Origin of the sequence: Streptomyces azureus (assembly GCF_001270025.1) — a bacterium.
Lineage (GTDB): Bacteria > Actinomycetota > Actinomycetes > Streptomycetales > Streptomycetaceae > Streptomyces > Streptomyces azureus.
Map to the genome: position 1 here is coordinate 75214 of NZ_DF968392.1, position 14118 is coordinate 89331.

A 14118-nucleotide genomic window follows, 5' to 3' on the forward strand; every position below is an offset into this window, starting at 1 on the left:
CACGGTGGCCGGCGACAAGCAAGCGGAGACGACGACGGTGCCCGCCGAGGCACGGGAGAAGCACGCGCGCCTCGCGGAGCAGATCGAGGAGCACCGCTTCCGCTACTACGTGAAGGACGCTCCCGTCGTCAGCGACGCGGAGTTCGACCAGCTGCTGCGTTCCCTGGAGGCGCTGGAGGAGGAGTTCCCGGAGCTGCGCACCCCGGACTCGCCGACCCAGAAGGTCGCCGGTTCGTACGAGACGGAGTTCACGGCGGTCGAGCACCGCCAGCGCATGCTCTCCCTCGACAACACCTTCAACGACGAGGAGATGGCCGCCTGGTCTGAGCGCATCGCGAGGGAACTGGGCGAGCAGGACTACCACTTCCTGTGCGAGCTGAAGGTCGACGGCCTCGCCGTGAACCTCACCTACGAGCACGGCCGTCTGACCCGCGCGGCGACCCGCGGCGACGGCCGCACCGGCGAGGACATCACTCCGAACGTCCGCACGATCGCGGAGATCCCGGAGCGCCTCAAGGGCGACTCCGTCCCCGACCTCGTGGAGATCCGCGGCGAGGTCTACTTCCCGATGGAGAAGTTCCAGGAGCTCAACGCCCGTCTGGTCGAGGCCGGTGACAAGCCCTTCGCCAACCCGCGCAACGCGGCGGCCGGTTCACTGCGCCAGAAGGACCCGCGCGTCACGGCCACCCGCCCGCTGCACATGGTGGTCCACGGCATCGGCGCCCTGGAGGGGTTCACCGGCCTGACCCGCCTCTCCCAGGCCTACGACCTGCTCAAGACCTGGGGCCTGCCCACCTCCCGGCACAACAAGGTGGTCGACGGCCTCGACGGCGTACGGGAGTTCATCGCGTACTTCGGCGAGAACCGCCACTCCGTGGAGCACGAGATCGACGGAGTGGTCGTCAAGCTCGACGAGATCCCGCTCCAGGGCCGCCTCGGCTCCACCTCGCGCGCCCCGCGCTGGGCGATCGCGTACAAGTACGCGCCGGAGGAGGTCAACACCAAGCTCGTCAACATCCGCGTGGGCGTGGGCCGCACGGGCCGGGTCACGCCGTACGCCCAAGTCGAGCCGGTCACGGTCGCGGGCTCCGAGGTCGAGTTCGCCACGCTGCACAACCAGGACGTGGTCAAGGCCAAGGGCGTCCTCATCGGCGACACGGTCGTGCTGCGCAAGGCCGGTGACGTCATCCCCGAGATCCTCAGCCCGGTCGTCGACAAGCGCGACGGCACCGAGCGCGAGTTCGTCATGCCGAGCGAGTGCCCCGAGTGCGGTACGGCGCTGAGGCCGATGAAGGAGGGCGACGTCGACCTGCGCTGCCCCAACGCCCGTACGTGTCCGGCCCAGTTGCGCGAGCGCCTGTTCTACCTCGCGGGCCGCAAGGCGCTGGACATCGAGCACTTCGGCTACGTCGCCGCCGCCGCCCTCACCAAGCCGCTGGAGCCCGAAGACCCGCCGCTGGCGGACGAGGGCGACCTGTTCGACCTCACCGTCGACCAGCTGCTGCCCATCAAGGCGTATGTCCTCGACCCGGACAGCGGTCTGCCCAAGCGCGACCCGAAGACCGGCGAGGAGAAGGTCGCCACGATCTTCGCCAACCAGGAGGGCAAGCCCCGCAAGAACGCGCTCGCCATGCTGGAGAACATCGCGGCGGCCAAGCAGCGCCCGCTCGCCCGGATCATCACCAGCCTGTCGATCCGTCACGTCGGACCGGTCGCGGCCGAGGCACTGGCCCGCGAGTTCCGCTCGATCGAGCGCATCGACCAGGCCACGGAGGAGGAGCTGGCGGGCACCGAGGGCGTCGGCCCCACCATCGCCGCCTCCCTCAAACAGTGGTTCGCCGAGGACTGGCACCGCGAGATCATCCGAAAGTGGAAAGCCGCCGGCGTCCGCATGGAGGAGGAGAGCACCGGCGAGGACGAGGGACCGCGCCCGCTCGAAGGGCTCACCGTCGTCGTCACGGGAACCCTCGAACACTTCACGCGGGACGGCGCCAAGGAGGCGTTGCAGAGCCGCGGAGCGAAGGTGACCGGCTCGGTTTCGAAGAAGACGTCGTTCGTCATTGTGGGTGACAGCCCTGGATCGAAATACGACAAGGCGATGCAGCTGAAGGTCCCGGTCCTGAACGAGGAGGGTTTCGGGGTCCTGTTGGAACAGGGACCGGACGCGGCGGCGGAAGTCGCCCTTTCGGCTGAGGAGTAGCGGTTGAAGGCCACCCGTTCGGCGCATACCAGATGCATACGGGTGGCCGGGGCGCATTCGGGCAACCGTCGGCGACCGCTGCCCGTGGAAGCCTTCTGCGGCCTACTGTTGAGATGTGCGCCTGCCGTGCCCAGCTGCGGTCGGGGCATCTTTGTGCTCGCGGAGCACGGGGAAGGGTTTTCCAACGCGGGCCGCCCAAGGGTTGTCGGGCACCGGGCCGCGGGGCGTGGGCACCGCCGGCTGTGAGAGGGACGGGAATGGAACCGACCGAGAGCGCCGTGCCGGGCTCACGGCTGCGCCTGAGCCGTATGGCGGTCGTATGGCGTGCAGTCCGTGGGACGGGTCGGCCGGCGGGGCGTCCGGGCGCGGAAGTGCGCGCCGTCGGACAGTACACCGCGGACGGGCGCACCTCCGGGGGGCGCGCCGCGGCGGACGGCCGCGGCGCCGCACAGCCGGTCACCGAGCACACGTCCGGCCTGACCGGCGAGGACGCGGACCCGGAACGGCACCTGTCCTGGCCCGCGCTGCCCGCGGCGGTCGTCGCGGCGGCCGGGTTCGTCCTGGGCGCCGGCTTCTACCGCGCCTTCACCGGCGGCCACGCGCTCTTCCCGTCCGGCACGGCCGGCTGGTCGCTGGCCGTGCTGACCGGCATCATCGTCGGCCACCTCGTCATGCTGGGCCGCTCCCGCTGGTGGGGCGGCACCGGCTCGGGCGCCGCCCTCACGCTCGCCGTGCTGCTGCTGTACGGCTGGGTACCGGCCGGCATGGTCAGCCTCACGGTCGTCGTGCTGGTCGGCGTAGCCCGCCGCAACCGCTGGCGCCAGGGCATCCTGCACGGGGCGGTCGACCTCCTCGGCATCGGCGCCGGCGCCCTGGTGCTGGGCGTCTTCGGATCAGTACCGTCCGTGGAGTCCCCCTCGGACCCGGACAGCTGGACGCTCTACACCGCGCCCGAGGTGGTCATGGTCGCCGTCTCCTACCTGGCGGTCACCCGCGTCCTGCTCTGGTATCTGCACGCCCCGCGCCCCGGTCTGCCCACCGTCGCCCGCACCGCCCTGGTCAGACAGGGCCTGGTCGCGGTCGCGCTGCTGGGGATCGCGCCGCTGGTCTGTGTCGTGGCCGTGGCCAATCCGATCCTGCTGCCGCTGTTCTCCATCCCCCTCATCGCCCTGGACTCCACGCTCTGGATAGCCCGGGCCCGGGCCGAGGAGCAGCTGCGCGACCCGCTGACCGGGCTGCCCAACCGCCAGTGGCTGCTGGAGCGCATCTGGACCGCGCTGGACGACGCCGAGCGGATCGACGCGCGCGCCGCCCTGATGCTGATCGACCTCGACCGTTTCCGGTCGGTCAACGACACGCTCGGTCATCTGGCCGGTGACCGGCTGCTCCTCCAGATCGCCGACCGGCTGCGGGTGGCGCTGCCGCGCGGGGCGGAGGCCGCCCGGCTCGGCGGGGACGAGTTCGCCGTCTTACTACCGGTCGCCGACTCCACGACGTCCGCGACCCGGGTCGCCCGCAACCTGGTCGCCGCGCTCAGCTCCCCGCTCGACCTCGACGGCCTCACCCTCGTCCTGGAGGCCAGCGCCGGGGTCGCCGTCTTCCCCGACCACGCCCTGGACGCCGAAGGGCTGCTGCGGCGGGCGGACGTGGCGATGTACCAGGCGAAGCGGGACCGTACGGGCGTGGAGGTCTACGAGTCCAAGCGCGACTCGAACACCCCGGACCGGCTCGGTCTGCTGGGAGACCTCCGCAGGGCGCTCGACGCCCACGAGGTCGAGCTGCACTACCAGCCCAAGGTCCGCTTCGACGGACAGGTCGCGGGTCTGGAGGCCCTGGTCCGCTGGGTGCACCCCGAGCGGGGCAAGGTGCCGCCGGACGAGTTCATAGCGATCGCCGAGTCCTCGGGCCTGATGCCCCATCTCACCGAGTACGTCCTGGAGACCGCGCTCGCCCAGGTCGCGCGGTGGCGGGCCCAGGGACTGTTCGTCCCGGTCGCGGTCAACGTCTCCCCGCGTGACGTGCACACCCCCGGCTTCGCCGGCTCGGTCGCCGCGCGGCTGGCCCGGCACGGCGTCCCGGCGGGAGCGCTCCAACTGGAGATAACGGAACACGTCCTCCTGGAGGACCCGCAGCGCGCCGCCGACACCCTCAACGCGCTGACCGGGCACGGCGTGAAGATGTCCCTGGACGACTTCGGCACGGGCTACTCGTCGCTGGTCCACCTGCGCAAACTCCCGGTCAGCGAACTGAAGATCGACCGCTCCTTCGTCGCCCGGCTCGCCGTCGACAACGAGGACGCGGAGATCGTGCGCTGCACGGTCGACCTCGCGCACTCCCTCGGTCTGCTCGTCGTCGCCGAAGGCGTCGAGGACGACGAGACCTGGGAGCGCCTGCGCGACCTCGGCTGCGACGCCGTCCAGGGCTGGCTGGTCGCCGCCGCGATGCCCCCCGAGGAGACCACGGCCTGGCTCCGCGCCAGGGGCTCCCGCGGCTGGCAACGCCCCCGGGCCGCCCTCCCGGCGGCGACGGCGGACGACTCGGGCCGCATCGCCTAGACGACTCGGGCCGCATCGCCTAGTGCCCCGGCAGGCAACGTTTGCCCGTCAGGGAGCGGCGTCCGGTGCGTGCTCTGGGGGTACCCCCTGCTCGAAGAGCTTGGGGGAGTGCCGGCCGGAAGCCCTCGTGCTGGATGCACTCGGGCTTTCGGCCGGTGCGGCGAGAGGGCGTGCCGGGCGTCGCGACGGGGCGAACGTTGCCTGCTGGGGCACTAGGTCCCGGACCGGACCGTTCCCGCCCTCGGCGCCGTCCAGTCGGCGCCGCCGGCCGGAGCCGTGGCGGCGCTGGACGGCACCCCTCGCCCCGACACCGCCCAGCCGCCTCCGCCTGCGCGCTGGCCGGCTACGAGCGGCACACGATCACCTGCTCCGCACGGTTTCGGTCTCCGTTCCTGAAGCACTCCGGCAGGGCCGGGCCACCGGAGCCGGCGAAACCGTTTCACGGTCACAGCTGCCCGCCCCATAGGATTAGAACCTGGCGCCACATTCCCGCCTGCCGTGCGACGCCTGGCACGCACGCTCGCCGCGTTGCCGAATCGTCCACGTGGCTGTGCCACGAGGACGCTCCGGCGCCTTGCGATCGCACGCGCCGGACGCCGCACGGCCCGCCCCCCGGGCGGACGGCGGGAATGTGACGCCAGGTCCTAGGCCCCAAACCACTCACACTCACCCCAGAGGATCGCTGCATGCCTGGCATCACGCGCGAGGAGGTCGCCCACCTCGCCCGGCTGGCGCGTCTGGAGCTGAAGCCCGAAGAGCTCGACCACTTCGCGGGACAGCTGGACGACATCATCGGCGCGGTGGCCCGCGTCAGCGAGGTCGCCGACCAAGACGTACCGCCGACCTCGCACCCGCTCCCGCTGACGAACGTCATGCGCCCGGACGAGGTCCGTCCCTCGCTCACTCCCGAGCAGGCGCTCTCCGGAGCCCCGGCCCAGGAGCAGCAGCGTTTCAAGGTGCCGCAGATCCTGGGGGAGGAGTAACCCGCCATGACGGACAGCCCCATCATCAAGCTCACGGCCGCCGAGACCGCCGCGAAGATCGCCTCCGGCGAGCTCACGGCCGTCGAGGTCACCGAGGCCCACCTCGCCCGGATCGAGGCCGTCGACGAGAAGGTGCATGCCTTCCTGCACGTCGACCGCGAGGGCGCGCTCGCCCAGGCCCGTGCCGTCGACGAGAAGCGGGCCAAGGGGGAGAAGCTCGGTCCGCTGGCCGGCGTTCCCCTGGCGCTCAAGGACATCTTCACCACCGAGGGGGTCCCGACCACCGTCGGTTCGAAGATCCTCGAAGGCTGGATCCCGCCGTACGACGCGACCGTCACCAAGCGGCTCAAGGCCGCCGACGTGGTGATCCTCGGCAAGACCAACATGGACGAGTTCGCCATGGGGTCCTCCACCGAGAACAGCGCCTACGGGCCGACGGGCAACCCCTGGGACCTGACCAAGATCCCCGGCGGCTCCGGCGGCGGTTCGTCCGCCGCGCTCGCCTCCTTCCAGGCCCCGCTCGCCATCGGCACCGACACGGGGGGCTCCATCCGCCAGCCCGCCGCCGTCACCGGCACGGTCGGCGTGAAGCCGACGTACGGCGGGGTGTCGCGGTACGGCATGGTCGCCTTCTCCTCCTCCCTGGACCAGGGCGGCCCCTGCGCCCGCACGGTCCTGGACGCGGCCCTGCTGCACGAGGTGATCGCCGGCCACGACCCGATGGATTCCACCTCGATCGACGCCCCGGTCCCGCCGGTCGTCGAGGCCGCCCGCAACGGCAGCGTCGAGGGCATGCGCGTCGGTGTCGTCAAGCAGTTCCGCGGCGAGGGCTACCAGGCCGGTGTCATCCAGCGGTTCGACGAGTCCGTCACCCTGCTGAAGGAACTGGGCGCCGAGATCGTCGAGCTGGACTGCCCGTCCTTCGACCTGGCGCTGTCGGCGTACTACCTGATCGCGCCCTCGGAGTGCTCCTCCAACCTCGCCCGCTTCGACGGCCTGCGCTACGGCCTGCGCGCCGGCGACGACGGCACGCACTCCGCCGAGGAGGTCACCTCCCTGACCCGCGAGGCCGGCTTCGGCCCCGAGGTCAAGCGCCGCATCATGCTCGGCACGTACGCGCTGAGCTCTGGCTACTACGACGCGTACTACGGCAGCGCCCAGAAGGTCCGCACGCTCATCAAGCAGGACTTCGACAAGGCGTTCGAGCAGGTCGACGTGATCGTCTCCCCGACGACCCCGACCACCGCCTTCCCGATCGGCGAGCGCGCCGACGACCCGATGGCGATGTACCTCGCCGACCTGTGCACCATCCCGACCAACCTGGCGGGCAACGCGGCCATGTCGCTGCCGTGCGGCCTCGCCCCGGAGGACAACCTCCCGGTCGGACTGCAGATCATCGCCCCGGTCATGAAGGACGACCGCCTCTACAAGGTCGGCGCCGCCGTCGAGGCCGCCTTCGTGGAAAAGTGGGGCCACCCGCTGATCGAGGAGGCTCCGTCGCTGTGAGCGCACTGTCCAAGGCCAAGGGCTTCAAGAAGTCCAAGTCCGGTCTGTACATCTCGATGGCCACGTCGGCGTTCGGCGCCGTCGGGGTCTACAAGCAGATCAAGAAGGCCCGCGGAGACAACGACACGCTGCGGCTGCTCGACGCCGTCGTGACCGGAGCGGCGGTCGTCACCAACCTGGCCATTCTCTACCGCGAGCTGAAGCAGCTGGGCGACGACGACGTCCTGTTGGGCTGAGAGGGAAGTTTCACCGTGACCATCACGACCGACCTGGTGTCGTACGAGGACGCACTCGCGTCGTACGACCCCGTCATGGGCCTCGAGGTCCATGTCGAACTCGGCACCAAGACCAAGATGTTCTGCGGCTGTTCGACCGCCCTCGGGCAGGACGCCAACGCGCAGACCTGCCCCGTCTGCCTCGGCCTGCCCGGCGCGCTCCCGGTCGTCAACGCGACCGGCGTCGAGTCCGCGATCAAGATCGGCCTCGCGCTGAACTGCGAGATCGCCGAATGGTGCCGCTTCGCCCGGAAGAACTACTTCTATCCGGACATGCCGAAGAACTTCCAGACCTCCCAGTACGACGAGCCGATCGCCTTCAACGGCTACCTCGACGTACAGCTGGAGGACGGCGAGACCTTCCGCGTGGAGATCGAGCGCGCCCACATGGAGGAGGACACCGGCAAGTCCACGCACGTGGGCGGTGCGACGGGCCGTATCCATGGCGCCTCGCACTCGCTCCTGGACTACAACCGCGCCGGCATCCCGCTCATCGAGATCGTCACCAAGCCGATCGTCGGCGCGGGCGAGCGTGCCCCCGAGGTGGCGAAGGCGTACGTCCGTGAGCTGCGCGAGGTCATCAGGGCGCTCGGCGTCTCCGAGGCCCGCATGGAGATGGGCCAGATGCGCTGCGACGTGAACCTGTCGCTGCGCCCGAACGGCACCGAGAAGTTCGGCACGCGGTCCGAGACGAAGAACGTCAACTCGCTGCGGTCCGTGGAGCGCGCGGCCCGCTTCGAGATCCAGCGGCACGCGGCCGTGCTGAGCAGCGGCGGGACGATCGTCCAGGAGACCCGGCACTTCCACGAGGACACGGGGTCGACGACCTCGGGCCGCGTGAAGGAGGAGGCCGAGGACTACCGGTACTTCCCGGAGCCCGACCTCGTCCCGGTGGCCCCGTCCCGAGAGTGGGTCGAGAAGCTGCGGGCCGCGCTGCCCGAGCTGCCGCTGGTCCGCCGCAACCGGCTCCGCGAGGAGTGGGGCGTCTCGGCCACCGACATGCAGGCGATCCTCAACGCCGGTGCCCTGGAGCCCATCGTCGCCACCATCGAGGCCGGGGCCGACGCCGCCTCCGCCCGCAAGTGGTGGATGGGCGAGCTGGCCCGCAGCGCCAACGAGTCGGGCAAGGCGCTCGACGAGCTGGCGATCACGCCGCAGCAGGTGGCCCGGGTCACGGAGCTGGTCGCGAAGGGTGACCTGAACGACAAGCTGGCCCGTCAGGTCATCGAAGGCGTCCTCGCGGGCGAAGGCACCCCGGACGAGGTCGTCGACAAGCGAGGTCTGAAGGTCGTCTCCGACGAGGGCGCGCTCACCGCCGCCGTCGACGAGGCCATCGCCGGCAACCCGGCCATCGCGGACAAGATCCGCGGCGGCAAGGTGGCCGCGGCCGGCGCGTTGGTCGGCGCGGTCATGAAGGCGACCCGTGGTCAGGCCGACGCGGCCCGCGTGAAGGAGCTGATCCTTCAGAAGCTGGGCGTCAGCGAGGGCTGACCTCCGCGAACCCCACAGGGGGGATGCGCCGAACCGGTGCATCCCCCCTGTGCGCTTGTCCTGCGTGGGACTGCGCTTGTACCTACAGGCGACGGCCGACGACCCGGACGAAGCCCAGCGTGCGGCCCTGGTCGAGGCGCAGCATCTCGGCGCACTGTCCGGCCATCCGGATGTGCCACTCGTCCGTGTGCTCCTCGGCCACGACCTCGCACCACCGCAGCCAGTCGCGCCAGCCGTCCTCCAGCCAGTCGGCCGTCTCGACCTCCACGGCCCCGCTGCGGGTCCACTGGCGCCGCCACCAGGCGGCCGTGTGGAAGCACCAGAAATCCGGCTCCCAATACGGCTTGAGGTGCTCCGGCGGCTCGACGCCGTCGATCTCCTCGCGCAGCGCCGGTACCACGACCCCGATCCGCCCGCCCGGCTTCAGCAGCCGGGTCAGTGTGGGCAGATACAGGTCGTTGGTGCCGAAATACTGGTACGCGTCGACGGAGGCGATCGCCTCGAAGCCGCCCTCGCCGAACGGCAGGTCGTGGGCCTCGGCGAACACGGGCAGGACACGGTCCGCGACGCCGGCCTCGGCGATACGGGCCGCGTTCTCGTCGGGCTTGACCCACAGGTCGGCGGCGGTGACCTGGATGTCGTACTCCTTGGCGAGGAAGATCGACGTCATGGCGCGACCGCAGCCCAGGTCGAGCACGCGGGAGCCGGGGCTCAGGGTGTCGAGCCCCAGAGCCGGGGACAGCCACTCCAGCAGCCACAGCGCGTGCGGGCCCATCTGGTTCTCGATGGTCCAGCGGGCGTCGTAGCGGTTGCTGCGCGGGTAGCGGGGGTGGCTGACGCGGTCAGTGAGGGGGTCGCTCGAGGTCCGGGAAGTGATGTCCGACATCGGGGAACGGGCTCCTTGAGTCCTTGAGGAAGAAAGGGGATGCGTCGGAGCTCGGTCGGACCGTCAAACAATGCACCTGCTTCGGCCGGGTGGCGGGGCGCCGCGGGCGTACCTCGGACCAGCGGACGCTAACAGCCGCCCCGTCGGCCCCGCACTCGGTTTTCCCATCCGACGCGCTACCGTCTCGGCCATGAGTGGACGCGCTGATTCCGACACCGATCCTGAGATAACGGACCCGGGGGCAGCCGCCGCGCAGGACACCGAGCCGGATGCCGTGCCGGACGACGAGCAGACTGACGCCGGCGAGCCGGACGACGTCGACGAGCCCGACGATGCCGACGATGCGGCGGAAGGCGCGCGGCGGGCCCGCTGGACGGCCGCCGGCACCGGCGCCGTCCTGGCTCTCGCGGGTCTGGCCGCGGCACTGCTCCGCCTCACCCGCTCCGCACCCGCACTCGTCCCGGCGGCGTACGCCGGCGGAGCGGCCGTCTGCGCGGGCGCCGCCGTGCTGGGCTCCCGGGGACGCACTAGGCGAGCGCTGTGGCTGCTGATCGCGGGACTGATGGTGATGGCGCTGGGGGACCAGTTCGACTGAGGGCGACAGAGTTCATCTGATTGTCCTGTGAGCTGTCTCCCACCGTTGTGAATAAGCCCACGAATACGACAATTGATCTCGTGTGCCTGCAAGAGTGGCTTTGCATTGCTCATGCGTTCTTTGCGGGCTGTTCAGTTCATGGACGACTGCTCCCGGTCAAAGATCCAAAAAAGTCACCCTGGGAGCACGTTTCGTGGCAGCCCTCGCACGCTGGTGTGTCCGACGCCGTCTGGTCACCGTTCTGCTCTGGCTCCTCGCCTTCGCGGGGGTGGCCGCGGGTGCCGCGGTCGCCGGCTCCGCGTACTCGAACGACTACCAGGTCCCCGGCACCGAATCGGGCCGCGCCACCCAGCTGCTGCATGAGGGCTTCCCGCAGCTCGGTGGCGACAGCGACACCGTCGTCTGGCACACCGCGTCCGGCGGCGTCCGCGCCGCCGACGTCGAGCAGACGATGACCCGCGCCCTGGAACGCGTCGAGAACCTGCCCGGCGTGGCCTCCGTGACCAGCCCCTACGGCGGGCCGGGCGCGGGACGCGTCAGCGCGGACGGCCGTACGGCGTACGCCACCGTCACCTTCGACGACCAGGCGCAGGACATCAGCCGGTCCGAGGCGCAAGCCGTCGTCGACACCGCGAAGAGCGCGGAGACCGACGGGCTCCAGGTGGAGCTGGGCGGCAGAGCCGTCGGGCTCACCGAGTCCTCCGGCGGGCATGTCGCCGAGGTCGTCGGCGTGGTCGTCGCCGCGGTCGTGCTGTTCCTCGCCTTCGGCTCGCTCGCCGCCTCACTGCTGCCCATCGCCACCGCCCTGGTCGGCGTCGGCACCGCCTACGCCGGGATCGTGCTGCTCGGGCACGTCATGACCGTCGCCGACTTCGCCCCCATGCTCGGCATGCTGATCGGGCTCGGCGTCGGCATCGACTACGCGCTGTTCATCGTGACGAGACACCGGCGCGGGCTGAAACGCGGGCTGTCCGTCACCGAAGCGGCCACCAACGCCGTCGCGACCACGGGACGGGCGGTCGTCTTCGCAGGTGCCACCGTTTGCATAGCCCTGCTGGGCATGCTGATCCTGCGGCTGAGCTTCCTCAACGGCGTCGCCATCGCCGCCGGCCTGACCGTGATCCTCACCGTCGCGGCCTCCGTGACACTGCTGCCCGCCCTGCTGTCCCTCATCGGCATGCGGGCGCTCAGCCGCCGCGAGCGCCGCCGCCTGGCGGAGCACGGGCCCGAACCCGAGCTGCCCACGGGCTTCGCCGCCCGCTGGTCGGCGTTCGTGGAGCGTCACCCCAAGGTGCTCGGGGCGGTCGCGCTGGTGGTCATGGCCGTCCTCGCGCTGCCCACGTTCTCCCTGCACCTGGGCACCTCCGACCAGGGCAACGACCCGAAGACGTCCACCACCCGCCAGGCCTACGACCTCCTCGCCGACGGCTTCGGCCCCGGCGTGAACGGCCCGCTCACCCTCGTCACGAAGGTCGACGGAGCCGACGACAAGCTCGCCCTGGACAACCTCGACGGCACGCTCCGGGCCACCGAGGGCGTCGCCGCGGTGACGCCGGTGACGTTCGACTCCGGCGGCCACACCGCGTACCTCACCGTCATACCGGAGTCCTCGCCGCAGTCGAAGCGGACCAGCGACCTCGTCGACCGGCTGCGCGAGGAGGTGCTGCCCCGCGCCGAGTCGGGCACCTCGCTCGACACGCAGGTCGGCGGCATGACGGCCGGCTACGACGACTTCGCCGACGTCATCGTCTCCAAGCTGCCCGTCTTCATCGGGGTCGTGATCGGCCTGGGCTGTCTGCTGCTCCTGCTCGCCTTCCGGTCGATCGGCATCCCGCTGAAGGCCGCCGCGATGAACGTCGCCGCCGTGGCCTCCGCCTTCGGGGTGGTCGTCGCGATGTTCCAGTGGGGCTGGGGCAGCGAACTGCTGGGCCTCGGCAGCGCGGGGCCCATCGAGCCCTTCCTGCCCGTGATCATGGTGTCGGTGCTCTTCGGCCTGTCCATGGACTACCAGGTGTTCCTGGTGAGCCGGATGTACGAGGAGTGGCTGGAGACCGGCGACAACCGGCGGGCCGTCCGGGTCGGGCTCGCCGAGACCAGCCGGGTGATCAACTCGGCGGCGGTCATCATGATCTCCGTCTTCCTCGCCTTCGTCCTCAGCGGTGACCGCGTGATCGCCATGTTCGGCATCGCCCTGGCCGCCGCCGTCGCCCTGGACGCCTTCGTCCTGCGGACGCTCCTCGTCCCCGCCCTGATGCACCTGCTCGGCGGCGCCAACTGGTGGCTGCCCCGCTGGCTCGACAAGGGCCTGCCGCGGATCAGCATCGAACCGCCCGAGGCCCGGGCCGCCCATGAGAGGCTGGCCGCCGCGACGGACGCCGAGGTGGCGGACGTCCTGGCGGAGGAGGAGCGGCAGCGGGATGTACGCGATATCCCTGGGTGACGACGGCGCGGAACTGCGGCCCCTGGAGCCCTGGCACGCGGAGGAGTTCTTCGCGCACCTGGAGCGGGGCAGGGAGTTCATCGGGCGGTTCATCAACTTCGGGTCGCAGGAGACGGACGTGGAGTCCGCGCGGGCCATGCTCCAGCGGTACGCCGAGATGCGCGCCGCCGACACCCGCTCGCTGCACGGACTCTGGCTGAACGGCAAGCTCGTGGGCGGCGTGCTGTTCCTGAACTTCGACGCCGCGAGCGGCAACTGCGAGGTCGGCTGCTGGCTGGAGCCGGCCGGGACCGGGCGTGGTCTGGTCACCCGGGCGATGCGCGTCCTCATCGACTGGGCGGTCGAGGAGCGCGGCATTCACCGGATCGAGTGGGTCGCTGCCTCGGGCAATCAGCCGAGTCTGAACGTGGCCCGGCGCCTGGGCATGACCCGCGACGGTGTGCGGCGCGAGGCCCACCCCTATGGTGGCGTACGGCACGATCTCGAAGTCTGGTCGGTGCTGGCACCCGAGTGGCGCGCCGCACGCGCGCGTGCCGCTCAGGACGATCATTAAGAGACTTCTCAGACAGCGACCCTACGGTGCGAGACATGGCAACGAACGCAGTGGACGAGACCGAGGCCACCGAGGCCACGACCGACGAGAAGGCGGTGGACACCACCAAGTCCGACGAGGTGACCAAGACCGAGGTCCCGGCCGAGGCCGCCGAGACCAAGGAGGAGGGACCCTTCGGCGTCGGCCAGGGCGCTGCCGCCGTGGTCTCCGCAGCGCTGGGCGTCGTCTCGCTCACCGGCAGCTGGCTCGGCACGGTGGCTGCCGCACGCCAGAACCTCATCGGTCAGCTGGAGACGGCGCAGAACGCGGACGTGGCCAAGCAGATCCAGGCGGTCTACGGCGACGCCTGGCAGACCACGGCCCTGTGGGGCGGCTTCTTCGCGCTGGTCGCACTGGTCGTCGGCGTTGCGACGCTCGCCCGGCCGGCGTTCGGCACGCCCGGCAGGATCCAGGCCCCCTGGATCAAGTCGGTCGCCTGGGCGGGTGTCGCGCTCGGCGTGATCGGCCTGTTCCTGGCCGTCCTCAAGTACACCGGCATCCTGCTCGGACTGCCGTCAGCGAGCTGAGTCACCGCAGGTCCTGAGGGGTCTTAGGGCATCCGTGAGCACCTTACGGAGGCCCTGAGGCCCCTCAG

Annotated in this window: 11 protein-coding genes; 10 read left to right on the plus strand and 1 reads right to left on the minus strand. The window is 70.8% G+C overall.

Translation table 11 applies throughout. From position 1 onward, the window contains the following. Positions 1 to 4: 4 nt before the first annotated feature. From ligA to gatB, 6 genes are all read left to right on the plus strand, one after another. Positions 5 to 2200, plus strand: a complete 2196-nt coding sequence (gene ligA, locus AOQ53_RS32685; RefSeq protein ID WP_059422770.1) for an NAD-dependent DNA ligase LigA — start codon at positions 5 to 7, stop codon at positions 2198 to 2200. 257 nt (positions 2201 to 2457) lie between these two features. Continuing rightward, a complete protein-coding gene (locus AOQ53_RS32690; protein WP_059422771.1) occupies positions 2458 to 4755 on the plus strand; it encodes a putative bifunctional diguanylate cyclase/phosphodiesterase in 2298 nt (765 codons plus the stop codon). 686 nt (positions 4756 to 5441) lie between these two features. Beyond that, positions 5442 to 5738 (plus strand): Asp-tRNA(Asn)/Glu-tRNA(Gln) amidotransferase subunit GatC, encoded by a 297-nt coding sequence (gene gatC / locus AOQ53_RS32695; RefSeq protein WP_004925108.1) that lies wholly within the window; start codon positions 5442 to 5444, stop codon positions 5736 to 5738. Positions 5739 to 5744: 6 nt separating this feature from the next. After that, entirely contained in the window at positions 5745 to 7244 is a 1500-nt protein-coding gene (gatA, locus tag AOQ53_RS32700) for an Asp-tRNA(Asn)/Glu-tRNA(Gln) amidotransferase subunit GatA (RefSeq protein WP_059422772.1), read from the plus strand. Continuing rightward, positions 7241 to 7480, plus strand: a complete 240-nt coding sequence (locus AOQ53_RS32705; protein ID WP_030851407.1) for a hypothetical protein — start codon at positions 7241 to 7243, stop codon at positions 7478 to 7480. Before gatA ends, AOQ53_RS32705 begins: the two co-directional genes overlap by 4 nt. Before the next feature lie 15 nt (positions 7481 to 7495). Beyond that, a complete protein-coding gene (gene gatB / locus AOQ53_RS32710; RefSeq protein ID WP_059422774.1) occupies positions 7496 to 9010 on the plus strand; it encodes an Asp-tRNA(Asn)/Glu-tRNA(Gln) amidotransferase subunit GatB in 1515 nt (504 codons plus the stop codon). Positions 9011 to 9092: 82 nt separating this feature from the next. Here the strand turns inward: gatB and AOQ53_RS32715 are convergent, their stop codons facing one another. Further along, positions 9093 to 9896, minus strand: coding sequence for an SAM-dependent methyltransferase (locus AOQ53_RS32715; protein WP_059422776.1), 804 nt, complete (start codon positions 9894 to 9896; stop codon positions 9093 to 9095). 190 nt (positions 9897 to 10086) lie between these two features. On the opposite strand from AOQ53_RS32715, the gene AOQ53_RS32720 reads away from it, so the two are divergent. The 4 genes from AOQ53_RS32720 to AOQ53_RS32735 all read left to right on the plus strand — a co-directional run bounded on the left by AOQ53_RS32720 (position 10087) and on the right by AOQ53_RS32735 (position 14050). After that, a complete protein-coding gene (locus AOQ53_RS32720) occupies positions 10087 to 10491 on the plus strand; it encodes a hypothetical protein (protein ID WP_063889026.1) in 405 nt (134 codons plus the stop codon). 193 nt (positions 10492 to 10684) lie between these two features. Further along, positions 10685 to 12931: an MMPL family transporter gene (locus AOQ53_RS32725; protein ID WP_059422779.1), complete on the plus strand. Its 2247-nt coding sequence runs from the start codon at positions 10685 to 10687 to the stop codon at positions 12929 to 12931. Further along, a complete protein-coding gene (locus tag AOQ53_RS32730) occupies positions 12909 to 13484 on the plus strand; it encodes a GNAT family N-acetyltransferase (RefSeq protein ID WP_059422781.1) in 576 nt (191 codons plus the stop codon). Before AOQ53_RS32725 ends, AOQ53_RS32730 begins: the two co-directional genes overlap by 23 nt. Before the next feature lie 35 nt (positions 13485 to 13519). Beyond that, entirely contained in the window at positions 13520 to 14050 is a 531-nt protein-coding gene (locus AOQ53_RS32735) for a hypothetical protein (protein WP_059422783.1), read from the plus strand. The last annotated feature ends 68 nt before the right edge of the window (positions 14051 to 14118 follow it).

Coding starts and splice junctions, on each gene's coding strand:
- AOQ53_RS32715 (WP_059422776.1), bottom strand. CDS start 9,896: ATGTCGGACATCACTTCCCGGACCTCGAGCGACCCCCTCACTGACCGC.
- AOQ53_RS32720 (WP_063889026.1), top strand. CDS start 10,087: ATGAGTGGACGCGCTGATTCCGACACCGATCCTGAGATAACGGACCCG.
- AOQ53_RS32735 (WP_059422783.1), top strand. CDS start 13,520: ATGGCAACGAACGCAGTGGACGAGACCGAGGCCACCGAGGCCACGACC.
- AOQ53_RS32690 (WP_059422771.1), top strand. CDS start 2,458: ATGGAACCGACCGAGAGCGCCGTGCCGGGCTCACGGCTGCGCCTGAGC.
- gatA (WP_059422772.1), top strand. CDS start 5,745: ATGACGGACAGCCCCATCATCAAGCTCACGGCCGCCGAGACCGCCGCG.
- AOQ53_RS32730 (WP_059422781.1), top strand. CDS start 12,909: ATGTACGCGATATCCCTGGGTGACGACGGCGCGGAACTGCGGCCCCTG.
- gatC (WP_004925108.1), top strand. CDS start 5,442: ATGCCTGGCATCACGCGCGAGGAGGTCGCCCACCTCGCCCGGCTGGCG.